A 26,907-nucleotide genomic window follows, 5' to 3' on the forward strand; every position below is an offset into this window, starting at 1 on the left:
GAAAACTGACAGAGGCCACAAGTGACAACCGCTCCATCAGCATCAGCCCGCGCCAATCCGAACCCCAACCGCAGCAGAGCACCGCTCGCCATCACGGCAGCTGTCGTCGGTGTGCTGGTCGTTGCGTTCTTTATCTTTGCCGGGTTGTACTCGGACTTCCTCTGGTTCGAGCAGCTGGGCTTCGCCACGGTGCTGACCACCCAGTGGATCGCCTCAGCGATCATGTTCGTCATCGGGTTCCTCGGCATGGCCATCCCGGTCTGGGCGAGCATCATGCTCGCCTACCGGCTGCGCCCGGTGTATGCGAAGCTCAGCAGCCAGCTCGACCGGTACCAGGAGCTCGTCGAGCCGCTGCGCCGACTCGCCACGTACGGCATCCCCGTCGTTCTCGGGCTCTTCGCCGGATTTGCCGCGGCGACGCGCTGGGAAGTGGTTCTGCTCTGGCTGAACCGCACCCCGGTCGGTGAAGTCGAGCCGCAGTTCGGCCTCGACGTCTCGTTCTACTTCTTCGAGCTTCCGTTCTTCCGCGGACTCGTCGGCTTCGCCTCCGCCGTCGTGCTCCTCGCGACGCTCCTGACCATTGCCGTCAGCTACCTGTACGGTTCGATCCGCGTATCGGGGCGTGAGCTGCGCATCTCGAAGGCAGCCCGGATCCAGATCGCCATCCTGGCGGCGCTGTACATCGCGCTTCAGGCGGTATCCATCTGGCTCGACCAGTACGTGACGCTCAACCAGACCGGTGACCTGATCACCGGCGCGAACTACACCGACGACAACGCGACGATCCCCGGCCGGGTCATCCTCGCAGGCATCGCCGCCCTCGTCGCCGTCCTCTTCCTCGTCACGGCATTCATCGGCCGCTGGCGGCTGCCCGTCGTCGGGACGGCGCTCCTGCTCGTCGCCGGCCTCCTCGTCGGCACCGCCTACCCGTGGGTCGTGCAGCGCTTCCAGGTCGACCCGAACGCGAAGAACCTCGAGACGCCGTACATCCAGCGCAACATCGACCTCACCCGCGATGCCTACGACGTCGCCGACCTCGAAGAGATTCCGTACAACGCGACGACGGATGCCACGGCCGGCGCGCTCCGTGAGGACGCCGAGACCACCGCATCCATCCGGATCATCGACCCGGCGCTCGTCAGCCCGTCGGTCTCGCAGCTGGAGCGGTTCAAGAACTACTACGCGTTCTCACCGAACATGGACGTCGACCGGTACCAGGTCGACGGAGAGAGCCAGGATGCCGTCGTCGCCCTCCGCGAACTCCGCCAGGACCCCGAAGACACCTGGGTCAACAACACCTTCGTCTACACCCACGGCTATGGACTCGTCGCCGCATACGGCAACCAGCGCTCGGTCGACGGTCAGCCGGTCTTCCTGGAGTCCGGTATCCCGACGTCCGGGGCGCTCGGGGACTTCGAACCGCGGATCTATTTCGGTGAGGCGTCGCCCGCGTACTCCATCGTCGGTGCGCCCAAGGGCAACAAGCCGGTCGAGCTCGACTTCCCGTCCGGTGAGGATGGCGCGTCCGAGACGTACAACACCTTCGAGGGCGATGCGGGGCCCAAACTCGACTCGGTCCTCAACAAGCTGGTCTACGCACTCAAGTTCCAGTCCGAGCAGATCTTCCTCTCCGACGACGTCACCAGCCAGTCACAGATCATGTACGACAGGGACCCCGCCACGCGAGTGAAGAAGGTCGCCCCGTACCTGACCCTCGATTCCGACCCCTACCCGAGCGTCGTGGACGGCCGCGTCGTCTGGATTGTCGACGGCTACACAACATCGGACGCATACCCGTATTCGCGCACCGTGGGCCTGTCGACGGCGATCGCCGACTCCGCGACCGACGACCAGCGGTTCGCCCTCGACGACATCAACTACATCCGCAACTCGGTCAAGGCAACCGTCGACGCGTATGACGGTTCGGTGACCCTGTACGCCTGGGACACCGAGGACGCCATCCTCAAGACCTGGCAGAAGATCTACCCGTCGACGATTCAGCCGATGTCGGAGATGAGCGGCGAGTTGATGAGCCACGTCCGTTACCCGGCCGACCTGTTCAAGGTGCAGCGCCAGATCCTCGGGCAGTACCACGTGGTGGATGCCGGTAAGTTCTACTCGAAGACGGACGCCTGGTCGACACCGGCCGACCCGCAGTCCGAGGCAGCGGAGGCGCTTCGCCAGCCGCCGTACTACCTGACCATGCAGATGCCGGGGCAGGAAGCACCGACGTTCTCGCTGTATTCGACGTTCGTCCCACGAGGAACCGGTGACAGCGCGTCGAGCGTGCTCACCGGGTACCTGGCTGTGAACGCGGATGCCGGCGCCGAGGCAGGCAAGCCAGGGGAAGACTACGGATCGCTGCGGCTGCTCACCCTGCCGAAGGACGTCACCGTTCCCGGCCCGGGCCAGGTGCAGAACGCATTCAACACCGACCCCGAAGTCTCGTCCTTGATCAACCTGCTGAAGCAGGGGCAGTCGAAGGTGCTGAACGGCAACCTGCTGACGCTGCCCGTCGGAGGCGGACTGCTCTACGTGCAACCGGTCTACGTCCAGTCGACCGGCGAGACCAGCTACCCGCTGCTCCAGAAGGTCCTCGTCGCTTTCGGTGACCAGATCGCCTTCGAGGACACCCTGGACGAGGCTCTCGATTCGCTGTTCGGCGGCGATTCGGGTGCGAAGGCCGGCGACGGCAACACGCCTGGAGTCGACGGACCGACGGCGCCCGCCGATCCTTCGGCGCCGACCGAGCCCGGAACCGAGGAGCCGCCGAATCTGGCGGAACCCGACACAGGCAACCCGGTGGTCGATGCCGCACTTCGGGCAGCACTGGATGACGCCAAGGACGCGATGAACGACAAGCAGGTCGCGATGGCTGAAGGCAACTGGGAGGCGTACGGCGAGGCGGATGCCCGGCTCAGCGCCGCGTTGGGGCAGGCGATCGACCTGCTGAACGGCTAACCGAACCGGTAGCGTGGGGTGGGTGACTGAGATCCCGTTCACCACCCCACGCGCTGTCGATGTCCGCTCGGGGGAGTGGCTCGACGCCAACCGCGCACACTGGGACGAACGTGTCCCCATTCACGTGGCCAGTGATTTTTACGATCAGGAACCGCTGCGCGCCGGCGCGGGCACACTCACCCGGGTCGACGAGGCGGAGCTGGCCCGAGCGTTTCCAGGTGCGGACGGCCGCTTCGACCTGTCCGGCAAGCGCGTGCTGCACCTGCAGTGCCATTTCGGTGTCGACACGTTGACGCTCGCCCAGCGCGGAGCATCCGTCGTGGGCCTCGACTTCTCGATGGCCGCGGTGCGTGAGGCCCGCAAGCTCGCGGGGGAACTCGGGCTCAGCGAACAGGCACGCTTCGTCGCGGCGAACCTGTACGACGCACGTCACGCGCTGCCTGAACCGGATTCGTTCGACGTGATCTTCACCACCTGGGGGACCATCTGCTGGCTGCCCGACATCGCCGAGTGGGCCCGAATCGTGGAGTGGTTCCTCAAACCCGGCGGACTCCTTTACTTCGCCGACGGACATCCCTCAGCACAGGTGTTCGATGCGGACCCGGAGAACCCCGACGCGCTGCCGGTATTCCGCTTTCCGTATGCCGAGGAGGAGCCTGAGGTCTACGACGAGGCGAGCGATTACGCCGATGAGCATGCTGTGCTCTCCAACACCCGCGGGTGCGAATGGGCGCACCCGCTGTCACAGACCATCGGAGCCCTGCTCGATGCCGGGCTTCGCCTGGACCGGATGGCCGAGCATGACGAGCTTCCGTGGCGCATGTATCCGTGTCTTGTACCGGTCGGCGACGGGATGTTCGGGTGGCCGCACGAGAACTGGCTGCCCCTGGCGGTGAGCCTGGTCGCATCGAAACTGCGCTGAGAACTGCCGCGCCCCCTTCACGTGCGACTCGCAGCCCACCGAGGTGCCTCTCCTCGGGCGCAGCGTCGGACCCGGCGGAGCCCCGATTCGCGCTGTCTGAATTCCCGTGCTAGAGTTTCTTCTTGTGCCGCGGGGTGGAGCAGTTCGGTAGCTCGCTGGGCTCATAACCCAGAGGTCGTAGGTTCAAATCCTGCCCCCGCAACAAAGAAGGCCCGGAATCGTGAAGATTCCGGGCCTTTTCCTTTGCCCGGGGACTGGCGCTTGAGCGGCCGGGCGTGCGCCTGGTCGCCTCATGCCGGGGCGGGGACACTCGATCGAGCCGTCCGTCCACCGAACGCCGCCCAGGCGATCCAGGCCCCGCTGACGGCGATCAGGAGGGCACCGACGACCTGGGTCGGCAGTGAGGCGTTGACCGTCGCGATTCCCAGAACGACGCCGAGGGGATAGAAGACGATCGTGCCGATAAGCCAGACCGCCGCCGCGCCGCGAGGCAATGCATGCGAGCGCCACATGGCGACTCCGAGCAGCAGGCTGCCGACGAAGGCAAGCAGGAGACCGATCAGGAACATGAAGGTCATCGTTCCCGAGAATTCGACCTGCATCACCTCGCTTGATCCGGACAGGTACGCCTGGCCCAGGGCCGGGGTCGCGAAGGTGGAGATCGTCGCAGGCACGAGCAGGAGGGCGTGCCCCAGGGCAGCCACCACCATGGCGGGCAGCGCGAGGCGCCCGGCCCGTGTCGACGCCAGGTAGCTCCCCAGCGCGAACGTCGCGAAGATGGCGAGGATCGTCCCGCCGACGCTGCCGACCAGGTGACTGACGAGGTAGGACGGGGCGCTGACGAATCGGGCCCAGCCTTCAGGGTCACTTGCCGCGTCGGGCTGGGGAGTCAGCGACGACCAAGCGGTCAGCAGTCCGTACACGGGAAGGGCCACCAGTCCGGCCCTGATCCAGTTCGTCTGATATTGCGTGTTCATTGGAGCATCCTTTCTTCTGATTGCGGTACACGGTTGCGGAGATACTGGTGGACGGAACCGATGGCTACGGATCCTTCGCCCACGCCACCAGCGACCCGCTTCACGGATCCGAGCCTCACGTCCCCGGCCGCGAACACCCCGGGCAGGCTCGTTTCGAACGGCAGCGGAGGGCGCTGAGACGACCAGGATTCCATCGGCACGTCGGAGCCGGTCCGAAGGTAGCCGCGTTCATCCCGGCTGAGGTTGACCAGCCATTCGGTGGCCGGCTCTGCGCCGATCAGGACAAAGGCAGCGCTGACGGCGAGGGTCTGGCGCTTGCCGGTCGCGGTGTCTTCGAGCTCGAGGCCGCTCAGCCGCGTATCGCCGTTGCCTCCGACGACGCGCGCGTTCAGGAGCACGGTGATGTTCCCTGTGGCGTCGATCTGGTCGATCAGGTAGCGGGACATGCCGGCGGTAAGCGAGTTCCCACGCACGACGACGGTCACGGTACTGGCGAAGCGGGCAAGGTGCAACGCGGCCTGCCCCGCAGAATTCGCACCGCCGATGACGGCGACAGCCTCACCCGCGAGCGCCGGCGCTTCGGCACCGGCCGCCCCGTACAGGATGCCTGCTCCGGTGAGCCGGTCGAGCAGGTCCACACCCAGCCGGCGATACGACACACCCGTAGCGAGAAGAACGGCGTCCGCCCGGATCGGTTCGGCATCGCGGAACGTGACGCAAAGGCCGTGCTCACCCGCCGAAACCGCTGAGGCCTCATGGGTGAAGACGAATTCTGTGCCGAGCAGGACCGCCTGCTCCCAGGCGCGGTGAGCCAGAACTCCGCCATTGATGCCGCGGGGAAAGCCGAGGTAGTTGCGGACCATCGAGCTCGTCGCTGCCTGCCCGCCGATCGCTTCCCGTTCGATCACGACGGTTCGAAGGCCCTCGGATGCACCGAAGACGGCTGCCGCCAATCCGGTCGGCCCCGCACCGATGATGGCCAGGTCATAGCTGTCCTGCTGTGCGCGCGTGGAGATTCCGTGTGAGGCAGCCACTTCGGCGTTCGAGGGGTCGTGCAGGACCGAGCCGTCGTGGCGGATGAGGGCTGGGAGGCGTCGCGGGTCCACCCGGTATTCGCGAACGAGTCGACTGCCTTCCGCGGTGTCGACTGCGAAGAACAGGAACGGAACCCCGTTCCTCGTCAGGAAGTCACGGAATTCGTGCGAGCGCGGCGCCCACTGTTCGCCCACGATGCGATAGAGGAAGTGCTGGGGACGATGAGCACGTGTCCACGCCGTCAGTACCTCCTGCAATTGCGGGTACAACCATTCCTCCGGCGTGTCCCAGCCCTTCACCATTGCGATGTCGATCTGGCCCAGCGCAGTTGCGCGCTGCACCTCCTGCAGCCGGCCCAGTGGCACCTTCGCATGGGTGTCGTCCATTGCGATGGTCAGGATCCGTGTCGCCTGCCTGTCGAGAGCGTGTACCTTCTCCAGGAACGTGACGCCGTCGACATCAGGGAGGTCGATGTCTGCCGCGATGGCGGCGATGTCGCGGTCGAGCGCGATGAGCCGGCGGATGCCGTCCAGGCCTTCAGCAGACGACCGGAAGACATCGACGGTGTAGTCCGCGCCGAAGCGACGGGTGATTGCGAACGCGGCGGCGTTCCGCGACGACTCGTCCGGGTCGACGAGAATGATGCTCGGCGGTTGCCGGTCCGTCGGTCGACTCTTCTGCCTGCTCATTTCCCACCTCTTTCTCTTGACTCGCCGGGCACGCCGGCGCGTTTCAGGTGCTTCCTGTGCGTGGATCGCGATGACGTTCCGCGTGCTGCGGCTGTGCTTCCTTCGGCAGGTCGGGTGTGAGATCCATGCCCCGCAGGGAACGATTGAAGAACATGGCGCCGCTGACGGTGAGGTAGAGGGTGCCCATCGCGACGATCGTCGGAATCAGACCGATGGCCTGGATGGCCACCCCGGCGAGCACGGCGCCGAGAGGGATCCCCGCCTGGCCGATGGCGATGAGCGCGCCGAAAGCGCGGCCGAGCATCTGTGGGGGCGTCCTGTCCTGGATGACCGTCACGATGATTGGATTAACCGGGCCGAAGAGCAGGCCGCACATCGCCGCCGCGAGGACGACCCACCCCAGCGTCGGGGCCAGCGCCAGGGTTCCGTAGATCACCAGGGGGCCGAGGAGATAGCAGAGGAGGAACGTGCGCCTGCGCGGCCAGCGACGGCCCACCGCCCCATACAGCAATGACCCAGCCAGCGCCCCAGCCCCGAATGCACCAAGTACGATTCCCAGGCTCGTCGGGCTGCCGAATACGGTCTCGGCATAGACCGGGGCGATGACGGCCATCAGCGGTTTGTCGAGGAAGTTGCCCAGCGCGGCCAGAAGAACCATCGACAACAGGAGTTTGCTGCTGCGCACGAACCTCAGTCCTTCGGCCAGGGCGGCCGTGTAGCTCCCGCCTCCCTCAGAGAGAGGGGCCCGCTCGGCCGAGTTGGCTCGCGACGGAACGCCCAGGGCGACCAGCGTCGCCGAGGCAAGAAATGTACCCGCGTCGATGAGGAGGACGTTCGTGGCGCCGAACACCGTGATCAGGATTCCCGCAAGGACGGGTCCAACGACCTGTCCCAGGCGAACGCAGGCCCGGTCCACGGCGTTCGCACGCTCGGTCGACGTGCCAGCCCACTGTGCAAGCGTGGGTATGAGGGCGTATCTGGCGGTGTCGCCCTGGGCGTTGATGCTGGACAGCGCGAAGACGAGGAGGAGCAGATGCCACAGTTCAAGAACACCCATCAGATGGAGCACAGGAACGGCACCGATAGCGACAGCACTGACGATGTCAGCCAGAACGCTTGCGCGTTTGAAGCCGAGGCGGTCGACCAGGGGCCCTCCCAGCACAGCGGGCAGTACGGCTCCCAAGGCCAGCGCCGCGCCGACGAGACCGGTCAATGCTGCGCTACCGGTCGTTTCGAGCACAAACCATGGACCGGCGACGAGGGTCATATTGTTGCCTATTTGACCCACGCTCTCGGCAGCCAGCAGTGAGTACAGAGGTTTGCGTTGCCGGGCAACGATACCTCGGGTCTCAGCGTCCGCGCTGGCCGCCACCGCGATTCCTCCTCATGGCACCTGCTCGGCCCAAAGGCCTACCGATCGTGCAACAGGTTACCTACCGGAAGAAGAAGGCGAAAGGGATCCCGGCCCGGTTTCCTCTCAAGGCGCGGGCTGGATCGGCATTGCCACCGTCTGTCAGGAGCGTTCGACAGCCCGTTTTGCTTCTGCCAGGCTGCTGTACAGGCCCACGGTTTCGCTCCGGCCGTTGCGTGCCGTGTAGCCGTGCGTCGAGACCCGCTCGATCAGTCCGATGAAGTTCCCGGCCGTGTTGCCGGCCCACAGCCCGGTCGCCACGGGGACCCAAACAGTGCTGTCGGGCTTTTCGGCGCGCGAAGTGGAGTGGACAGCTTCGATGGTCATTCATCGCTCCAGTGGGGTGTGTGGGATCCTCCACCAGCGCGGTCATCGGTGACCGGTGATTCAGTGAATGATCATCTACAGCAAACGCGAAATCCCGCGCGCGGGCAAGGGCTTGACTTCCCAGCTAACTTTTACGGGCCAGCCGCGCGGTCCGGCGGCGGGGCCTCGTGGGCTGCCTTTTCGTCCGGGCTGCCGTTCACGTGTGCCGACGTGGGCTCGCCTCCGCGGCCGGCCGTCGGCTGGTGGGAACCGTCTTCGCCGAACACGACGAGACCGTGCGCGCTGTTCGCCGACGCTGTCAGCTCGGCGATCCACTGCCGATTGATCGTCGGCGGGCGACTGCCCCAGAACTTGAAGTAGAGGGGGATCGACGGATGCAGCCACACCGAACTGCGACCGTTGCCGATGCTGACCGCATCCTTCCACGACAGCAGAAAACTCTCACCGCAGCGCAACTTTTGAACGATGACGATCTGGAGGTGTGCGAGCAGCCGATCGTCGAACTCGACGACGACGCCGTCGTAGGTCAGGGTGCCCATGGAGCGCTGCTTTCGTCGCCGGTGAGTGGCCTGGGGCGGGTCTCTCGGGTTGCCCGTCGGTACTGACGGTAGTGCCGATCTTTGCGGGTTCAGAGCCGAATGGCAAGCAAATTATGGGGACCGCAGGGATCGGCCGCCAAATACGCCGGAATCAGACGGTGACGCCGCGTTCGCGCAGGAACGGTGCGGGGTTGGTGTGTTCCCCATTGATCGACACCTTGAGGTCCAGGTGGCAGCCGCTGACGACACCGGTGGCCCCGACGTCGGCAATGATCGTTCCACCCTCGACCACATCGCCCACGGCCACTTTGTATGAGCCGCCAAGGAGGTGGCCGTAGATCGTCTGAAGGCCGTCGCCATGGTCGATGATCACCCGGTTGCCGAAGGCACCCGCGTTTCCGGTGAAGCTGACGATGCCGGTGGCTGTCGCCTTGATCGGTGTACCGCATGCGCCACCGAAGTCGATACCTTCATGGAAGGAACTCGAGCACCCGGCACCGTTGCAGATGAGACCACGGGGACCGTACTTCGATGTGATCTCGCCCGGCAGGGGTCGCCACCAGCCACTGGTCGACGGTGCAAGATAGCCCGCGAGGGAGGCGGCACTGTCGTAGATGTAACCGGCGGCCGCATAGGTCTGCTCGAGTTCCTCAGCGCTGGTCGCTGAGTAGCCGTCGCGTTCGACCTGAGCGAGAGTGACGTCGTCGCTGACAGTGAGGGACTGGGTCGCAAGCGTTTCGTCCGTGATGGCCGCGTTGGCATCGGTGATCGACGCGGTCGAACCGTTCCCCGGTGAGAACGCGTACGCGGGAAGGGCGACGGTGCCGAGGAGCGCCGGAATGGCAAGCGCGATGATCGCGGGCGAACGAAGCGAACGCCAGCGGGCCGAGCGCGGCGCGGATGCCTGTGTGCTGTGTGCCCTCGCCGCAGGAACCGGCGAGGAATCCTCGGCGGTCGCGGAGAACCGCGGCCGGTGGAATGCGCTCGGCGGAGCGATGAAGGCTGCCGCAATCGACGACGGTTCCGCGGTGAACGGCGCGGGGGCGGGGGATTCCGCGGAAACCGGCACTTCTTCGAGTGCGCCGGTTCCCGACGGGGCCGTCGAGGGAACGGCATCCGGTTCAGAAACGTCTGCGGTTGGATCTGCCCACACCGGGATCGGAGCGATCACCTCTTCGACGATCGAGACGTCCTCGGGTTTGGTGGGGCGTTCCGCCCGAACGGCGGCTCGCGCATCGCGGCGTCGGCGCGGTGGAGTCGGTTCGGCGGCGACCGGGGCTGTTCCCTCGTCGGCAATCGGTGCGTCTGAGTGGCCGGCCGGAGCGGGGGCAGCAGCGCGTTCCCGCAAACTCCGGCGGCTCGGAAGAGCGGTCGCCTGGGTGCTCGTCTCTCGAAGGGTTCGCTGCCTGTTCCGACGGGTCAACTCACCGTTTTTCGACAGGGGATCACCAGCATTCGCCAAGGTTTATTCTCCGTGGGCCCAAGCGACATGCGAAATGACGCTGCCTCGTCTGCAGCAGAATTCGGGAGTGGCCACGTGAGTAGACGAGGGGGGCACCTCACGCATGGTCCTTCGGCTCAACATGAGCCATTGGGACTTCTTAGACACTACGCGAAACGAGCTGATTTTTCACCCTGAGACCGAGGCAAGTTAACAAATTGGTAACAACTCGGGGCGCAAATTGTTAGCCATCAGGCGGTGTTATCGAACATTTCGTCACCCAAAGTGGGGCCGGACGCAACATCATGACAAAAGCTCGCGTTTTGGGGCGCCTCAGGCGCACAGAGGCAACCCATGCAAACGCACAGGTTTCTCCAAGGGCCGGCGCAGCGGCGTTCGGTCAGGCCTTGCGTGAAGCCGACTGCGCTGTCGCATCGGCCTCGCTCAGCAAGTGCAGCCCTCGGGGGCCGAATGACGAATCCGCAAGGACTTCAAGCCATTGCCGGTTCAGCTCGGGAGTCTTGCTGCCCACGAACCGGAACTGGATCGGAATCGAGGGAGACACCCAGACCGAAACGCGCCCGGAGCCTTCTTCGGGAGTGTGTTCCCAGCTGACGAAGAAGCCCTCCTGCCGCCGAAGCTTCGATCCGATGACGATTTTGAGGTGCGCGAGCGCCCGGTCGTCGATCTCGTACTCGGTGCCGTCTCCATAGACCAGGAATCCCATGCACTCATTGTGCACGACATCCGGGTTCTCCCGCGCCAACGGGGCCGACATTTTCCGTCGGGCGTTGCCTAAGCTGGGGCAATGACCGAACACGCGCCCGTTGGAGTCGCCGTCGCCCAGTTCGCACCGGGGGCGAATGGCGAGGCGAATCTCTTCGCCATTCGAGCGCTGGCCGAGCGGGCTGCCGAGCGCGGAGCATCCGTCGTCGTGTTCCCTGAGTACTCCAGTTACTTCAGTGATCCCATGGGCGAAGACCTGGTCGCCCACGCCGAACCGTTGGACGGCCGCTTCGTCCACTTCCTCGCCGGCGTTGCGCAGGACCTCGGCATCCATCTCGTCGCCGGGATGGTGGAGCGCACGGACGATCCATCGAAATTCGCCAACACGATCGTCGCGCTGTCGCCGGAGGCGGAACTCGTTGCCCGGTACCGAAAACAGCATCTCTACGACGCCTTCGGACAGAAGGAGAGCGACTGGGTGGTGGCCGGCCCTCTCGACGAGCCGGAGCTGTTCGAGACCGGGGGCCTCCGGTTTGGGATCCAGACCTGTTACGACATCCGCTTCCCCGAAGTGACCAGGCGGATTGTGGATGCCGGTGCCGACGTCGTCCTTGTGCCCGCGGAATGGGTACGGGGGCCGCTCAAGGAACACCACTGGCGCACCCTCGTGACGGCTCGGGCCATCGAGAACACCATCTACGTCGCAGCGGCGGACCACAGCCCTCCCATCGGCGTTGGGAACAGCATGCTGATCGACCCGTCCGGCACCCAGCTCGCCGGAATCGGCACCGAGACGGATGTTGCGGTCGGCTTCGCATCGGCGTCGACGATCGCGTCTGTGCGAGCGGTCAACCCGGCGTTGAGTCTTCGCCGGTACCGGATCGTCCCGACGAACGCCGAGTCGGCGTAACCGTTCAGCGAAGCGCCGCGAGCCGTGCTGCGGCATCGGACAGGACGCTCCGCTTCTTGCAGAACGCGAATCGCACCAGCGAGCGATAGTCCTCATGTCGGTCTTCGTGGACGAACGCCGTGATCGGGATGCCGACGACGCCGGCGCGCGACGGAAGTTGCCGGCAGAATTCGACGGCATCCACAGCCCCAAGGGCCGCAGCGTCTGCGACGATGAAATAGGACGCGTCAGGAAGCGACAGGGTGAAACCCGCGGCACGGAGCCCCTCCGCGAGGATGTCCCGTTTCGCCTGCAGCTCGGCGGCGGCGTGCTCGAAGAATTCGCCGGGCAGACGCAGGCCGGTGGCGATCGCGGGCTGGAAGGGTGCGCCGTTCACATAGGTAAGGAACTGCTTGACGGTGGTGACGGCTGTCACGAGTCGGGCAGGCCCCGTAGCCCAGCCGATCTTCCAACCCGTTGTGCTGAACGTCTTGCCGCCGGAGGAGAGCGTCAGCGTCCGGTCCCAGGCGCCCGGGAGCGAGGCCACCGGCACGTGGGCGCTGCCGTAGACAAGGTGCTCATACACTTCGTCGGTGACGATGATGGCGTCATGGCGGTGCGCGAGCTCGACGATCAGCTCGAGCGTGCCACGGTCGAACACTGCCCCGGTGGGATTGTGGGGATTGTTGAGAAGGATGATCCTCGTGTTGTCGTTCACGGCGGCACGGAGGTCGTCGGGATCGGGCTGGAAGTCCGGCCAGCGGAGCGGCACCGTCCGGTGCCGGGCGTTCGAGAGAGCGATCAGGCCGCCGTACGCGTCGTAGAACGGTTCGAAGGTCAGTACCTCGTCGCCCGGCTCGACCAGTGCGAGAATCGCAGCCGCGAGCCCTTCCGTGGCGCCGGCTGTCACGAGGACCTCGGAGTCAGGGTCGACGGTGATGCCGTAGAAGCGATGCTGGTGTTCCGCGATCGCAAGCCGCAAGTCGGGAATTCCGCGCCCGGGGGGATACTGGTTCGCGCCGTCGCTGATGGCCTGCCGAGCGGCGGCGAGTACCTCGTCAGGACCATCCTCGTCCGGGAAGCCCTGACCGAGGTTGATCGCACCCGTCCGAAGAGCGAGGGCGCTCATCTCGGCGAAGATCGTGGCTGCGATCGAACCGTCTTTTTGCAGGAGTCCTGCCCCCGCCGCCGTTCGTTGCCAGCCCCCGTGCTCGCCCATTCGCGTTTCCCTTCGACATGGCGTTTCCGCCGACTTCCTCAAGGGTAGTCCGGGGCTCCCGCCGAGCACCGGCACGTGGGTACGCTGGAGCGTGAGCTCATTTCCTCCTGTGGAATCCCGGGCAGCAAGGTCACGGCCGGAGCCAAGTCCGCTCACAGAGTGCCCATAGTGAACGCACAGCTTCGCCGTGGAAGCTGGCTGTGCTTGGAAGGAGCATCCCATGAACGAACACCCCCAGGACCCGAACCACGCTCGGGACCCCCATGACGCCGCCGCACAGAATGCCAGCACCGATGCGGCTTCCAACCCCTGGCACACCCCGGCCCCGAACGTGCCCCCGGTGCCGACCTATTTCCCCGAGGCCAACCCCGAGGACGCCCGCACAACAGAGGTGTACCCACCGGCATCCGGCGCAGGTTTCGGTCTCGGCTCGTCCGCGCACGCCGCTGAACAGCCGACCAACCCCACCGGCTACCCCACGGCGCCCTACCCGGCATTCCCCGACCAGCACCAGCGGTTCGACGGCCAGCACTATCAGGGCGACGCTCCGGGCACCCACCCTTACGGATCCTCCTTCGGTCCGCAGGCCAAGGCCACCGCGACCGATTCCCGCGCGCCGAAGAACGGCAAGCGCCGCACCACTGTCGGCCTCCTGGTCGCCGGGCTCGCCATCGGCGCCCTCGTCGGCGGAGCAACGGGCGCAGGCACCGCCGCGCTTCTTCTGGAGAACGACGGTGCGACCGTCAGTTCGGGCGCGACAGGCTCCCAGAACATCACCATCAACGACACGTCGGATGTGACGCGTGCCACGGCGATTGCGGCCACAGCGTCTCCGAGCGTCGTCACCCTCGCCGTGCAGGGCACCGACAGCGGCGGAAGCGGCTCGGGCATCGTCCTCAGCGACGACGGTTACGTCCTGACCAACAACCACGTCGCCACGCTCGACGGACAACTCTCCGACGCGCAGATCCAGGTCACCGACAATGACGGGAAACTGTACTCAGCCACCATCGTCGGCACCGACCCGGTCTATGACCTCGCCGTCATCAAGCTCGAAGGCGCCAGCGGGATGACCCCGATGAAGTTCGCTGACTCCGACAAGCTCAACGTCGGCGACGTCGCCGTGGCCATCGGAGCGCCCCTTGGACTTGCCGGGACCGTCACGGACGGAATCGTCAGCGCGCTGAACCGCAGCATCACCGTCGCGTCCTCCGCTGTTCCCAAGGACTCCACTGAAGAGGACGGCACCGAGAGCCCGTATGACGTGTGGGGCTTCAACCTCCCCGGCGAAGAGACCGAAACCGACCCTCAGACCCAATCGGTGATCTCGCTGGCGGTGATCCAGACGGATGCCGCCATCAACCCCGGAAACTCCGGAGGCGCGCTCGTGGACAGCGACGGCAAACTCATCGGTGTCAACGTCGCCATCGCGAGCGCAGGCAGCACGCAGAGCACGGACCAGAGCGGCAACATCGGTGTGGGCTTCGCGATCAACGCAAACATCGCCAAGCGGATCGCCGATGAGATCATCGAGAACGGCGAGGCAACCCACGGACTCCTCGGTGCGAGCGTCGGTGACGCCGCCAGCGCCGCGGACAGCCCCGTCGTCGGTGCACTGATCAGCGATGTGAGCCCGGGTGGCGCCGCCGCGGATGCGGGGCTCGCGAAGGGCGACATCGTCACCAACTTCGATGGGCACCCGATCACGGGTGCAACCGACCTCACCGCGCAGGTCCGCGCGCTCGCCGCCAACGCGACAGCCGAGGTCACCTTCGTCCGCAACGGCGAGACGAAGACCGTCGACGTCACACTGGGTGAACTGGTTCTCTGACCGGTCGATTCGAGACCCCCGCGAGCGAGTGCTCGCGGGGGTTTTTCGTGGCGATCCGAGGGTCTCCGCGCCCACTGGTAGGCTCAATCGAGCAATCATCGAGTGGAGACCATGGCCGATAGCACACCGACTGGCGCACGCGCCGAGCTCGTCGGAGTCTCCTACGTCATGCCTGTTCTCAACGATGTGACGCACGTGCGGGCGGCCGTCGACAGCCTGCTCAGCCAGGACTACGCCGGCCCGTTCGAGGTCGCCATCGCGGTCGGCCCGTCCATCGACGGAACCAACGAACTCGTCGCCGAGCTCTCCTCGGCCGACGCCCGCATCCGGGTTCTCCCGAACCCGGTCGGATCGACACCCGCCGGTCTCAACATTGCCATTGCCGCCACCCGGTACCCGATCGTTGTGCGCGTCGACGCCCACTCGGTCCTGCCGTCCGACTACGCGCGCGTCGCCGTCGAGACTCTCCAGCGCACCGGCGCCGACAATGTCGGCGGAATCATGGATGCCCAGGGGACGACCCCGTTCGAACGCGCGGTTGCGCGTGCCTACGGCAGCCGGGTTGGTCTCGGCGGAACCCCGCACCACGTCGGAGGGGCCGAAGGCCCGGCCGACACGGTGTACCTCGGCGTCTTCCGGCGTGCGCCGCTCGAGCGCGTCGGCATGTTCGACGAACGCATCAAACGTGGACAGGACTGGGAGCTCAACCGGCGGATCCGCGCAGCAGGCGGTGTCGTCTGGTTCACTCCCGAACTGAGGGTCACTTATCGCCCTCGGCCGAGCTTTGACGCGCTGGCGAGGCAGTTCTTCTCCACGGGCCTCTGGCGGGGCGAACTGACCCGCCGGTTCCCGAGCGCGAACACGCTCCGATACTTCGCGCCTCCGGTCATGGTCGTCGGCGTCGCGCTGGGCGTCCTCCTCGGGATCCTCGGGCTGCTGCAGGCCGCTGCGGGCGTTCCCCCCGTCCTGCTCCTCGGCTGGGTTGTCCCCGCGGTCTACGCCCTCCTTGTTCTGGTCGCGACCCTCGTCGTCGCCCGGCGGGACGGCATCCGGTCCCAACTGTGGTTCCTCGTAGTGTTGCCCTGTATCCATTTCTGCTGGGGAGTCGGATTCATCCTCGGCTTCCTGTCGCTGGCGAGCAACATCTCAGCGCTGAAAAACGAGAGAACCGGAGGCGCGAGTGTCGGACGCGTCGATTGAACGCCCGCTCAAACCCCGCTCGATCGCGGAACTGAGAGAAGTCGCCCAGCCACCCGAAGTCCGGGGCCGCCGCAACGCCGAACACTGGACGGCGTCGCTGTACCTCCGCAACATCTCGCCCTACCTGACCTGGCTGCTGTTGCGCACACGTATCTCGGCCAACGGTGTCACCGGCCTGATGATCCTGACCGGATGGTCGATCGCCGGAGCTCTGCTCATCCCCGGCATCTGGGGTGCCCTGCTCGGGCTCGTACTCGGCCAGCTTCAGATGCTTGTCGACTGCAGCGACGGTGAGGTCGCCCGGTGGCGCCGCACGTCGTCGCCGGCCGGCGCGTTCCTGGATGCCGTCGGCCACTACTCGACGGAATCGCTCATCCCGCTGGCACTCGCCATCCGCGCGGCCGGGTACCCGTTCGACGCACCCGCCGATTACCTTTACACGACCCTCGGCGCCCTGCTCGCGCTCGTCATCGTGCTGAACAAAGCGCTCAACGACATGGTGCGGGTCGCGCGCGCCAATTACGGCGCTCCCAAGCTGACGTACACCGAGGGCGAGTCGGCGCCGAGCGGAGGCATCCTCGCGGCGGCGAGGAAGGTCGCGAAGTTCGTGCCGTTCCACCGGATCTTCCACTCCGTCGAACTCACCATGGTGATCTTCGTTGCGGCGATCGTCGGCTTGTTCGTCGGGGAGCTCGTCGCCATGCGTGGCGTGCTCGTCCTCCTGCTCGTCCTCGGCACGGTGACCCTGTTCGGCCACTTCGTCGCGATCATGTCGTCGAAGCGCGTCCGTGCCTGAGCCCGTTCCGCAGGTCGGCGTCGTGGTCCTCACCCAGGGGACGCGCCCGATCGACCTGGCCCGAGGCATCCGCAGCGTGCAGGACCAGGAGGGCGTGACACTCGACGTCGTCGTCGTCGGGAACGGCTGGCAGCCTGAGGGCCTGCCCGACGGGGTTCGCGGTCTCGCGCTGGCGGAGAACGTCGGCATCCCCGCCGGACGCAACCGTGGCGCCGATGAGGTTTCCGGCGACTACATCTTCTTCCTCGACGACGACGCGTTTCTGCCGGATGCCGGATTCCTGGCGTCATGCATCGCTCTCGTCACCCACGATCCCGGCATCGGGCTCATCCAACCGCGGCTGACCGACCCGACCGGGAAACCGTCTCCGCGCCGGTGGATTCCCCGCATCCGCAAGGGCGACGCCCGGGACCCGGGCAACGTGTTCTCGTGCCTTGAGGCAGCCGTCTTCCTGCCCCGGACCGTCTTCGACGCCACCGGCGGCTGGGCCTCACCGTTCTTCTACGCGCACGAGGGCATCGAACTGGCCTGGCGGGTCTGGGACTCGGGCAAGCGAGCCTGGTATGCCGGCGATCTCGAGGCCCACCACCCGGTCGTCACGCAGACCCGGCACTCGGAGTACTACCGGCTCAACGCCCGCAACCGGGTGTGGCTGGCCCGGCGCAACCTTCCGCTTCCACTCGTTCCGGTGTACGTCGGCGCCTGGACCGGCGTCCATCTTCTGCGGTGGTGGCGCCAGCCTGCTGCTCTTCGTGCCTGGTTCGGTGGATGGCGTGAAGGGTGGCGCACCGATCCCGGAGAACGTCGTCCGATCCGGTGGTCCACCGTGTGGCGGATGAGCCGCGCGGGCCGACCGCCGGTGGTCTAGTTGGCTACGCTTGTACTCATGGAGATCTTGAGGGACGCGCGAAAAGCAGTGAAGATCGGGCGGGATCTCCTCGCCAACCGGCGCGCGCGCGCCGCTCTCTCGCACCGCCTCGCTCAGTTGCCGCCGCTCGAGTCGAACACGTACAAGATCGCCGTGTACTTCGCCGACAGCCAGGTGAACATGTACCAGATCCGGCAGTGGTACAAACCGCTCGAAGTCCTCGGCCGCACCTGGCCGGTCGTCGTGCTCAGCCGCGGCGCAACGGCGGCGACGCTCCTGTTCGAGGAGTCCCCGCTTCCCGTCGCATACGTCCGCTCCGTCGTCGCTCTCGAGCAGACGCTCGCCGAGCAGGACATCCGCATCGTCTTCTACGTCAACCAGAACACCAAAAACTTCCAGATGTTCCGGTACGGCCAACGCTGGCACGTTTTCATCAACCATGGTGAGAGCGACAAGATGTACATGACGACGAACCAGTTCAAGGCCTACGACTACAGCCTCGTCGCCGGAGACGCCGCCATCGCCCGCCTGCGGAAGGTGCTGTGGGACTACGACTTCGACAAGAGGGCGATCCGGATCGGCCGTCCGCAGGCCGACCACTACTCCGGCTCTCTCCCGTACACGCCCGACGAGCGGACGGTGGTGCTGTACGCGCCGACCTGGGAAGGCGACCGCCGGGCCGCTGCGTACGGTTCGATCGCCACCCACGGCGTCGCGCTGGTGCGGGCCCTCCTGGACACCGGGACCCACCGGGTGATCTACCGTCCACATCCCCGCAGCGGCGTCGTCGACCACGCCTACGCTGCAGCGAACCGGGAGATCATCGGGATGCTCGCGGCCGCGAACGCGTCGGACCCCGGCGCCCACCACGTTCACGACACCGGACCCGAACTGGGCTGGCAGCTGTCCGCGGCCGACGTCGCCGTCGTTGACATCTCGGCCATGGTCTACGACCGCCTCGCGAGCGGAAAACCGCTTCTCGTCACCCGCCCCAGCGATCCAGAGGCCCAGGTCGACACCGACGGGTATTTGTCGGCGTGCGAATGGCTCGATGCAGCTGACGCGTCATCGATCGCCGCCCACACCGACCGGCTGCTGCACGATCCCGAGACCGTCGAACGACTCGATTTCTGGGTGCGACGGTACTTCGGCGACCCCGCACCGGGCGCGGCGACGCAGCGTTTCCATGACGCCGTCGAGCACCTGATGGGGGAGTGGGAGCGGTACGCCGCGATGCACGCGAGTGATGAGTCCACGCAACTCGCGGCATCCGCTTCAGAGGCGCCCGTTTCTGCGGGCGACCTCGCGCAATCGCTGGACACCGGCGAGGACGACGACGACCTGCGTTAGTCGGTGGGCGCGTCGCGCCGTGACGTGCGGAGCGGCAGCCGTTCGCGCAGCTGACGGATCGTTGGTCGCGTGGCACGTTCGCGCGGTTCGAGTTCGAGCGGCAGCCACAGCGGAGCAGGGCCGAAGGCATTCCGGGCGGCCGTGACGACCTGGCGCCCGGCGAAGTTGTTGCCTGCGCCGCCGATGGCGGCACCGATCCCGAACGGCAGGGCCTTGCCGATGAGCGACGAGCCCTGGTTGACGACGAAGTACTTCAGGAACCGGCGCTTCAGCGCGTCGACGACGGGACCCATCATGGCCTGGGGCACGTTTCGGGTGACCGTCTCACCCCAGAACGCGGCACGGGGTGGCCCGCCCCCGAAAGCCTGACCGGTGAACTGCTTCACGAGGTCGGTGCCGGTCTTGCCGAGCATGAGGGTCATCACCAGGGCACGGGCCCGTACCGGGTCGTCCACGGTGATACCATGGACTTCGGCGACCGACTGCGCGAACAGAGCGGTCGTCTCGAGGAACCCGATGGTTTCAGCACCGGCGAGCGTGAGCGTGACTGCGGTTCCAACGCCGGGCACCATGGCCGTCACGCCGACCGCTGCGCCACCGGTGGTGATGGCGGTCAGGTAGCGCCGTTCGAGGATGCGAACAAGCTGGGCGGGGGTGGCGTTCGGGTGTGAGCGCCTCAGGGCACGGATGTGGGCGACAACGACCGGCCGCTGAACGGAGAGGGCCCTGTCGATCCCGCGCAGCCAGACCGGAGACGGCTGCGATGGGGTTTCGGGCGTCGCGGCATCCAGAATGCGCACTTGTTCGCTTGACGTGGTCATGAGCTCCCCCTGCGACGGATTGGGTGGTACCGCATCAGTCTAGGTTTGCGTGCTGGGAACACGCAGGGCGGGCGGGAGGCTTCCCTTACGGACTCAGCGGTGGTATTCGGCGTTGTACCGGTCGAGCACGTCGGCGATCGGGCCGTCCAGTTGGAGCTTGCCTTTGTCGAGGTAGAGGCCGCGGGTGCAGAACCGACGCAGGTCTTTCTCGTTGTGGGAGACGAAGAAGAGGGTGCGTCCACCGGCCAGCAATTCTTCGATGCGGCGGTAACACTTTTCCTTGAAGCCACGGTCACCCACCGCGAGGACCTCGTCGACGAGGATGATCGGCTCCTCGAGCATGGAGATCACGCTGAAGGCGATGCGGACCTTCATGCCGCTCGACAGGTGCTTGTACGGGGTGTCGATGAAGTCACCGATCTCAGCGAAATCGATGATCTCGTCGAAACGACCCTCGATCTCGGTTCTCGTCATGCCGTGCAGCCCGGCGGTCAGGTAGACGTTGTCGCGCACGGTGAGGTCGTTGACGAAACCGCCGGTGATCTCGATCAGCGGGGCGACCCCACCATTGACCTCGACCCGGCCTTCATCGGTGAGGACGACCCCGGCGACGAGCTTGAGGAGGGTCGACTTGCCTTGCCCGTTCCGGCCCACCACGCCGATGGCCTCACCGGCCTGCACGTCGAACGACACGTTGCGAAACGCCCAGAACTCGCCCGGACGTGAGCGGCGGTTGCGGTTCGAGAAGAGATCCTTGAAGTTGCGGCGGCCGCCGCGGTTGCGCCGGAAGCGGATGCCGACGTTGTCGACGCGAATGACGGGTGCCGGCATCACAGCTCCTTCAGCACGTTGCGCTCGGACCGCCTGAAGATCCACAACCCGAGTGCGAGGAAGGCAAGCGACATGGCAGCGGACACGGCGATGGCGAACCACTCGAGCTGCTGCGGGAAGAATGCGCCGCGGTACAGCGAGAAGATTCCGGCGAGCGGGTTGAATGCGGCCAGGGTCTGGAGCTCGCGGGGGAGGTCGCTGAGCCCGTAGACGATGGGGGAGGCGTAGAAGAGGAAGCGGAGGATGAGCTTGACCGCGCGTTCGAGGTCACGGAAGAACACGACGAGGGGGGCGACGATCAGGCTGATGCCCACAGTCAGGATCGCCTGGAGGACGATCGCGACGGGGAACAGCACCGCCTCCCAGTGGAGGGGCGCTCCGGCGACGATCGCGAACAAAGCGAGGACGGGAAGCGCCGCGAGGAACTCGATGCCCTTGGAGAGGACGAGGCGGTTGACCCAGATCGTGCGGGGGATCGAGGTCGAGCGCACGAGCTTGGCCTCGCGGAGGAAGGCGCGGGTGCTGTCGGAGACAGCGCCGTTGAACCACATCCAGGGCAGGAGGCCGATGAGCAGGAAGACGATGTACGGCTGCTCGCCGACGCGTCCGCCGCGATCGAAGACGACGGCGAAGACGAACCAGTAGATTCCTGCCATGACCAGCGGATCGAGGATCGACCAGACGTAGCCGAGCACGCTCGTCGAGTAGCGGACGCGGAGATCCCGCTTGGTCAGCAGCCAGAGGGCGTGGCGGTAGCGAGTGACGTATGAACGCTGCGGCGGTCGTACGTCGGCGGGTGAACTCACAGCCACCAACCTAGCGGCAAACAAAGACCGGCACGGTCAGGGGACGCGTGCCGGTCGATGTTTTCGGTGCTGCTAGACGTAGAGGTTCGCTCGCTCGAGGTCCTCGGCGAAGTCGACCTCAACGGCGTAGAGGTCGGAGATGTCGACGGGCTCTACGAGCATCCGGTCCTGCTCGATGGCAAGCTCGATGCCGCGTTCGAAGTAGTCCTGGTCGCCGACGCGGGCCAGCTGGCGAAGGAGGTTCGCCTTGTCGTCGCGCGACACGTAGTTGATTCCGACAGCCTCGCCGAGGCCGTTCTTGACGGTCTTCGACAGTTCTTCGATGTACCCCTCGGCGCTGGTCGTGTACTTGACCTCTTCGTCGGACACCTTCGAGGTGTTCACGGTGACGAACGACTGGTCGCGAGCCATCATGGCGGCGGCTCGGTCGAGCACCGCAGGATCGAAGACGACGTCGCCGTTCATCCACAGGACGCCGCCGGGCTGTGAGGCGTTCAGGGCCCGCATGAGGCTCTTCGACGTGTTCGTCTGGTCGTATTGCTCGTTGTACACGAAGGACGCCTCAGGGAACGCTTCGATGATGTGCTCGAGCTTGTAGCCCACAACGATGGTGACCTTCACGTTCTTGCCGAACGCGTGGTGGATGTTGTCGAACTGCTGCTGCATGATGGTGCGGCCGTCAGCCAGTTCGGTGAGCGGCTTCGGAAGGGAGCGGCCCAGCCGGCTCCCCATGCCTGCTGCAAGTATTACTACCTGGGTCGTCACGGAATTCTCCTCAAGATTGTTAAGGCTATCCGGTCGCCGTTTCCGGCGATGTTGTATTGGAATTTACCTGTAAGTCGATGAAATGACACCCCGTTATGCCATCGACCACGTTAGCCTGACACCCCCATGAGGGACAGCAGCGAAAGCCTTCTTGTTGTGGGATCGTAATACGGCACTCGGGCTTTTGACAGGTTCACGGCGCCCGAAGTCGGGCCTCGCCTCGAATAGACGGTGGTCACTTGGTAGGTTGGACCAGTGACACCCGCGCCCGATTCCCCCCAGAACGTGCCCGACCGGGAGATGCAGAAGGCATCCCCCCTCGGGCAGTCGAGGGATGCCTCCGCGTTGGCGGAGAGCCCCGCTTCAGAGAGTGAATCGACGACTGGCTCACCTGCAGCCTCTCCCGTCGGCGATATCGCCGGTCCCACCCGCGGCGCCGCGGCGGCCCCTCAGCGCCCACCGGCGGCCCGTAAACCGGCCGCCCGTAAACCGGCCGCCCGTAAACCGGCGGCCCGGACAACGCCCGTCGCACAACCGGCAACAACGCGGCAGGCACCGGCGGCCAAGACTCCTGCAACCGCGTCAGAACCGGCTGAGCCCGAGATAGCGCAGGATGCTCCTGCCCAGGCGGCGTCCTCAAAGTCAGCGGCCGCCAAGGCTGCGACCGCCAGACCCGCGGCCGCCAAGGCTGCGACCGCCAAGGCTGCGGCCGCCAAGCCCCTGAGCACCAGGCCGGCAGCCGCGAAGCGCGCCCCCGCCCAGGCCGCATCCACGAAGCCCGCGTCCTCTCCAACCGAAACCACGAAGCCCGCGAAGCCCGCCGCAAAGAAATCCACTACCGCCACGCCCCGGACGCCAGCGAAGCCGCGCACCCCGGCCAAGCCGCGCACGACAAAACCACCGGGAGCAGACGCAACGGCCGTCACAGACGCTGCAACCGGCGTGCCGCCCACGGCCCCATCCGAATCCGTTGCCATGCCTCCGGCTCCGACGGCAACAGTGGAAGAGCCCCCGACGCAGCCGAGCGTCGCAGAAGCCGCCGTGGCCGAGCTGATCGCGGTGTTCTCCGATCCCGCACTCAAGGTCAGGGCGGACGGGCAGCCAGATCCCCGCGTCGAGCCAGAACCGAACAGCGCGGACATCGGTCCCGATGCGGATGCCGGATCGCCGACCAACGCGGTCCACCCTGACCAGCCTCCCGCAACCCGGATCGCGCCCCGCAGCAAGCCGGTCAGGCGCACGTCGTCGAAGCGTCCAGCGCTGACACTCGCCTCCAACGTGTCAGGCGACTTCGCCATCACGGCCCCGTCCGGTACCCCGAAGCCGCCGGTTCTCAGACCGGCATCATCGGACGACCACGCGCCCACGCAGGTGTTGCCTGCTGCCGCTCCGTTCGACATGATTCCGCCACCCCTGCCGTCCCTGAGCCCCGAAGACGCCGCGCTCAAGTTCGAAACGATGCCGGAAGCACCGGAACTGCACTCGACCATCGACGACCAGGAACCGCTGCGCTTCGCCTGGATCAAACGCTGGCCGTTCCTGACCCTCGTCCCGGCATCCGACCCGCCGAATCGAGCCGAGCAGCTGTCCGGACCGGAGGCCGCGACCGAGGCCGCAGCGCCCGTGGCCACACCACCCGTGGTGACGCTGGAGATAGAGCCTGAGCCGACGCCTGAACTGATGCCCGAGCCCATGGCGGAAGCGGAGCCCGAGATCCGGACCAACGCCGCAGACCAGACCGACGCCGCAGCGGACCCTCGCCCGTCCGCGCCGCTCCTGCCTGTGGCTGTCTTGCTCGCTGCCCGGGATGAAGCGCGGCCTCCTGCCCGGTCCGTCGCCGAAACCCTTGTGCCCGAACTGTCGGAGGAGAAAACTGACGAGCGTCAGGCACCGGGAGAGGAGGCGTCCGTGCCCGAAACCCCCGTCGATGACGCTGTCCTGCCCCGGGTGCCGACGGCCGCCGCCCTCGCGGCCGAGTCCCCGGTCGGAGCCCCAGGACCCGTCGACCTCGCCCTCCCCGATACCGTCGCCGACCCCGGCCTCGCGCCCGCAGCTGAACCGATCGATGACGACGTCGAGACGGCGAGGGTCACCGAGCTTCTCGACGAGCTCGTTGCCGCTGAGGCCGACGACACACCGATCGAGAGAGTAGATCCGGCGACATCGCCCGTCGTCCTTCGCATCACCGGCCTTTCCCGCCGGTTCGGCGATACGATCGCCGTCGACGGCATCGATCTCGACGTGCATCAGGGCTCCTTCTACGGCATCGTTGGCCCGAACGGTGCCGGAAAAACGACGACGCTCTCGATGATCACCGGGCTTCTCCGGCCCGACGCCGGCACCATCACGGTGCACGGTGTCAACGTCTGGGGTGAGCCGGACGCCGCGAAACGCTCGATCGGCGTGTTGCCAGACCGGCTGCGCCTCTTCGACCGTCTGACCGGGGCGCAGCTGCTGTACTACGCCGGGGTTCTGCGGGGCCTCGACGGCGCGACCGTGCGCGCACGGACCAAAGACCTCGCCCGGGCATTCGGACTCGAAGACGCACTCAACCGACTCGTCACCGACTATTCGGCAGGAATGACGAAAAAGGTGGCCCTCGCCGCCGCCATGATCCATTCGCCACGCCTGCTGGTGCTCGATGAGCCGTTCGAGTCGGTCGACCCGGTCTCCGCGGCCAACGTCGTCGAGATCCTGCAGCGGTACGTTGCGCATGGCGGCACCGTCGTCTTGTCCAGCCACGGGATGGACCTCATCCAGCGCGTCTGCGACCACGTGGCGATCATCGTCCACGGCAAAGTCCTCGCCGCCGGCGCCGTCGACGACGTGCGGGGGAGCGGGACTCTCGAGGAGCGGTTCGTTGAACTCGCCGGCGGCCGCAAAGCCGCAGAAGGAATGGAATGGTTGCACAGCTTCTCGGATTAAGGCTTCGGCTGCTGGCCAACGGATTCCGACGAAGTGTGTGGCAGCTCCTCGGCATCGTCCTGGGCACCGCCGCGGGGGTCGCACTCGTCGTGCTTCTTGGCAGCGGCCTCATCGCCCTGCGCTTCGCGCCCGACGAGCTCACCCGGAACCTGCTCGTCCTCGCCGGTTCCTTCGTCGTGCTCGGGTTCGTGCTGCTTCCGCTCGTGTTCGGCGTCGACGACGACATGGACCCGCGTCGGTTCGCGCTGGTGGGCTTCTCCCAGCGCCGCCTGTCTGTCGGCCTGCTCCTCGCCGCGCTCATCAGCGTTCCCTCGCTGGTGATCCTCATCCTCAGCGCATTGACCGTGGTGACCTGGGCACGAGGTCCATTGCCGCTGCTTCTGGCCGTTCTCTCGGCGGTGCTCGCCGTGGCAACCTGTGTGCTCGCCGCCCGTGTCACCACCGCTCTCGCGTCGCTCCTTCTCGCCACGCGCCGCTCCCGCGAACTCACCGGGGTGATCAGCACTCTTGTCCTCGTCCTCCTCGCGCCGGCCATCATCCTTTTGTCGAGCGTCGACTGGGCGCGCGACGGCGTGACCGTGCTCGGGGATGCCGCCGATGTCGTGAGCTGGACCCCGTTCGGCGCCGTCTGGTCGGTGCCCGGGGATGCCGCCATGGGCGACGTCAATGGTGCCCTGCTCAAGCTCGGCGTCGCCACCGCAACCGCCGCGCTGCTCTGGCTCGCCTGGGACCGACTCGTCGCCCACATGCTCGTCACTCCCGAACGCGAGCCGGTCGCAAAGACCTATGGCGGCATGGGCTGGTTCGATGTGCTGCCGGGCCGGCCGGCATCCGTCATCGCCGCGCGCAGCATCACCTACTGGGCGCGGGATTCGCGGTACCTCGTGTCGATCCTGATCATTCCGCTCGTGCCGTTCATCATGATCCTTCCGTTCCTCGTCATCGGCGTGCCGATCTCGACGCTCTCCCTGCTGCCGCTGCCGGTGATGGCGATCTTCCTCGGCTGGTCCCTGCACAACGACCTCGCCTTCGACTCCACGGCGATCTGGCTCCACGTCGTCTCCGGGGTGCGTGGCTGGGCCGACCGGATCGGGCGGATGGTGCCGGTTCTCATGATCGGCATCCCGCTGATCGTCATCGGGTCGATGATCAGCATCAACTTCTATGGCGACTGGGCCGCGCTGCCTTCGATGCTCGGCGTCTCCAGCGCCCTGTTCCTCGGCGGCGTCGGGATGTCGAGCTATCTTTCCGCCCGGCTCCCGTACCCGGCCGCGCTCCCGGGCGACAGCCCGTTCCAGCAGCCCCAGTCGTCAGGGACCCGCGGCGGTTTCTCCCAGTCGCTGGGTCTCGCCGGTTCGCTCCTGGTCGCCGCACCGGCCTTCTATTTCGCCTGGCTCGGCATCGTCGAAGACCCGTCGCAGCACATGTACTCACTCATCGCAGGCGTGGGCACCGGGGTTCTCGCTCTTGTGGTTGGCGTCTGGCGGGGCGGGCGGGCCTTCGACCGCCGCGGCCCCGAGATCATGGAGTTCGCGCTCAGCCACTGACCGGCGTCGCCCGTCACGCGGGTAGAATCGT

22 protein-coding genes and 1 tRNA gene are annotated in these 26,907 nt (G+C 66.3%); 11 read left to right on the forward strand and 12 right to left on the reverse strand.

Translation table 11 applies throughout. The features are described from left to right. Positions 1-21 precede the first annotated feature (21 nt). From ABIE24_RS07270 to ABIE24_RS07280, 3 genes are all read left to right on the forward strand, one after another. Positions 22-2,961 carry a UPF0182 family membrane protein gene (locus tag ABIE24_RS07270; RefSeq protein ID WP_354498235.1) on the forward strand — a complete coding sequence of 980 codons (2,940 nt, stop codon included), beginning with the start codon at positions 22-24 and terminating at the stop codon, positions 2,959-2,961. A gap of 22 nt (positions 2,962-2,983) precedes the next feature. Continuing rightward, entirely contained in the window at positions 2,984-3,883 is a 900-nt protein-coding gene (locus ABIE24_RS07275; RefSeq protein ID WP_354498236.1) for a class I SAM-dependent methyltransferase, read from the forward strand. Positions 3,884-4,011: 128 nt separating this feature from the next. Further along, positions 4,012-4,085, forward strand: a tRNA-Met gene (locus ABIE24_RS07280). Positions 4,086-4,173: 88 nt separating this feature from the next. Here ABIE24_RS07280 and ABIE24_RS07285 read toward each other — a convergent pair. The 7 genes from ABIE24_RS07285 to ABIE24_RS07315 form a co-directional block, all read right to left on the reverse strand. Beyond that, the gene (locus ABIE24_RS07285; RefSeq protein ID WP_354498238.1) at positions 4,174-4,860 is read right to left on the reverse strand and encodes a hypothetical protein; all 687 of its coding nucleotides are present in this window, start codon (positions 4,858-4,860) and stop codon (positions 4,174-4,176) included. Next, positions 4,857-6,584, reverse strand: coding sequence for an NAD(P)/FAD-dependent oxidoreductase (locus ABIE24_RS07290; RefSeq protein ID WP_354498240.1), 1,728 nt, complete (start codon positions 6,582-6,584; stop codon positions 4,857-4,859). The genes ABIE24_RS07285 and ABIE24_RS07290 overlap by 4 nt, the downstream gene beginning before the upstream one ends. Positions 6,585-6,627: 43 nt before the next feature. Further along, on the reverse strand, positions 6,628-7,956 hold the full coding sequence (locus tag ABIE24_RS07295; protein ID WP_354498242.1) for an MFS transporter: 1,329 nt from the start codon (positions 7,954-7,956) through the stop codon (positions 6,628-6,630). A 141-nt stretch (positions 7,957-8,097) separates the two neighbouring features. Beyond that, positions 8,098-8,322, reverse strand: a complete 225-nt coding sequence (locus ABIE24_RS07300; RefSeq protein WP_354498244.1) for a hypothetical protein — start codon at positions 8,320-8,322, stop codon at positions 8,098-8,100. A gap of 131 nt (positions 8,323-8,453) precedes the next feature. Beyond that, positions 8,454-8,861 carry a DUF7882 family protein gene (locus tag ABIE24_RS07305; RefSeq protein WP_354498246.1) on the reverse strand — a complete coding sequence of 136 codons (408 nt, stop codon included), beginning with the start codon at positions 8,859-8,861 and terminating at the stop codon, positions 8,454-8,456. Between the two features lie 151 nt (positions 8,862-9,012). Then, positions 9,013-10,284, reverse strand: coding sequence for a M23 family metallopeptidase (locus ABIE24_RS07310; RefSeq protein ID WP_354498248.1), 1,272 nt, complete (start codon positions 10,282-10,284; stop codon positions 9,013-9,015). A gap of 418 nt (positions 10,285-10,702) precedes the next feature. Then, positions 10,703-11,080: a DUF7882 family protein gene (locus tag ABIE24_RS07315; protein ID WP_354498250.1), complete on the reverse strand. Its 378-nt coding sequence runs from the start codon at positions 11,078-11,080 to the stop codon at positions 10,703-10,705. A 30-nt stretch (positions 11,081-11,110) separates the two neighbouring features. On the opposite strand from ABIE24_RS07315, the gene ABIE24_RS07320 reads away from it, so the two are divergent. Continuing rightward, positions 11,111-11,938 carry a carbon-nitrogen hydrolase family protein gene (locus ABIE24_RS07320; RefSeq protein ID WP_354498251.1) on the forward strand — a complete coding sequence of 276 codons (828 nt, stop codon included), beginning with the start codon at positions 11,111-11,113 and terminating at the stop codon, positions 11,936-11,938. Between the two features lie 4 nt (positions 11,939-11,942). On the opposite strand, the gene ABIE24_RS07325 is transcribed toward ABIE24_RS07320, so the two are convergent. After that, on the reverse strand, positions 11,943-13,136 hold the full coding sequence (locus ABIE24_RS07325) for an aminotransferase class I/II-fold pyridoxal phosphate-dependent enzyme (protein WP_354498253.1): 1,194 nt from the start codon (positions 13,134-13,136) through the stop codon (positions 11,943-11,945). 220 nt (positions 13,137-13,356) lie between these two features. On the opposite strand from ABIE24_RS07325, the gene ABIE24_RS07330 reads away from it, so the two are divergent. From ABIE24_RS07330 to ABIE24_RS07350, 5 genes are all read left to right on the forward strand, one after another. Further along, the gene (locus ABIE24_RS07330; protein ID WP_354498255.1) at positions 13,357-14,967 is read left to right on the forward strand and encodes a S1C family serine protease; all 1,611 of its coding nucleotides are present in this window, start codon (positions 13,357-13,359) and stop codon (positions 14,965-14,967) included. A gap of 111 nt (positions 14,968-15,078) precedes the next feature. Beyond that, on the forward strand, positions 15,079-16,167 hold the full coding sequence (locus ABIE24_RS07335; protein ID WP_354498257.1) for a glycosyltransferase family 2 protein: 1,089 nt from the start codon (positions 15,079-15,081) through the stop codon (positions 16,165-16,167). Beyond that, a complete protein-coding gene (locus tag ABIE24_RS07340; protein ID WP_354498259.1) occupies positions 16,148-16,963 on the forward strand; it encodes a CDP-alcohol phosphatidyltransferase family protein in 816 nt (271 codons plus the stop codon). The genes ABIE24_RS07335 and ABIE24_RS07340 overlap by 20 nt, the downstream gene beginning before the upstream one ends. After that, positions 16,956-17,831, forward strand: a complete 876-nt coding sequence (locus tag ABIE24_RS07345) for a glycosyltransferase family 2 protein (protein ID WP_354498261.1) — start codon at positions 16,956-16,958, stop codon at positions 17,829-17,831. The genes ABIE24_RS07340 and ABIE24_RS07345 overlap by 8 nt, the downstream gene beginning before the upstream one ends. Before the next feature lie 18 nt (positions 17,832-17,849). Next, a complete protein-coding gene (locus tag ABIE24_RS07350) occupies positions 17,850-19,181 on the forward strand; it encodes a CDP-glycerol glycerophosphotransferase family protein (protein WP_354498263.1) in 1,332 nt (443 codons plus the stop codon). Here the strand turns inward: ABIE24_RS07350 and ABIE24_RS07355 are convergent. The 4 genes from ABIE24_RS07355 to ABIE24_RS07370 all read right to left on the reverse strand — a co-directional run bounded on the left by ABIE24_RS07355 (position 19,178) and on the right by ABIE24_RS07370 (position 22,404). Further along, a complete protein-coding gene (locus tag ABIE24_RS07355; RefSeq protein WP_354498265.1) occupies positions 19,178-20,002 on the reverse strand; it encodes a hypothetical protein in 825 nt (274 codons plus the stop codon). The two genes, ABIE24_RS07350 and ABIE24_RS07355, sit on opposite strands and share 4 nt — an antisense overlap. 93 nt (positions 20,003-20,095) lie before the next feature. After that, entirely contained in the window at positions 20,096-20,833 is a 738-nt protein-coding gene (locus ABIE24_RS07360; RefSeq protein ID WP_354498267.1) for an ABC transporter ATP-binding protein, read from the reverse strand. After that, the gene (locus ABIE24_RS07365) at positions 20,833-21,648 is read right to left on the reverse strand and encodes an ABC transporter permease (RefSeq protein WP_502916252.1); all 816 of its coding nucleotides are present in this window, start codon (positions 21,646-21,648) and stop codon (positions 20,833-20,835) included. Before ABIE24_RS07365 ends, ABIE24_RS07360 begins: the two co-directional genes overlap by 1 nt. Before the next feature lie 63 nt (positions 21,649-21,711). Continuing rightward, complete coding sequence (locus tag ABIE24_RS07370; protein WP_354498271.1) at positions 21,712-22,404, reverse strand: phosphocholine cytidylyltransferase family protein; 693 nt, start codon at positions 22,402-22,404, stop codon at positions 21,712-21,714. Between the two features lie 1,041 nt (positions 22,405-23,445). Here ABIE24_RS07370 and ABIE24_RS17655 point away from each other — a divergent pair. Both ABIE24_RS17655 and ABIE24_RS07380 read left to right on the forward strand, forming a co-directional pair. After that, on the forward strand, positions 23,446-25,329 hold the full coding sequence (locus ABIE24_RS17655; RefSeq protein WP_502916253.1) for an ABC transporter ATP-binding protein: 1,884 nt from the start codon (positions 23,446-23,448) through the stop codon (positions 25,327-25,329). Further along, entirely contained in the window at positions 25,305-26,876 is a 1,572-nt protein-coding gene (locus tag ABIE24_RS07380) for a hypothetical protein (protein WP_354498273.1), read from the forward strand. The genes ABIE24_RS17655 and ABIE24_RS07380 overlap by 25 nt, the downstream gene beginning before the upstream one ends. The last annotated feature ends 31 nt before the right edge of the window (positions 26,877-26,907 follow it).

This window comes from Mycetocola sp. 2940, assembly GCF_040548835.1.
Classification (GTDB): Bacteria; Actinomycetota; Actinomycetes; order Actinomycetales; family Microbacteriaceae; genus Mycetocola_A.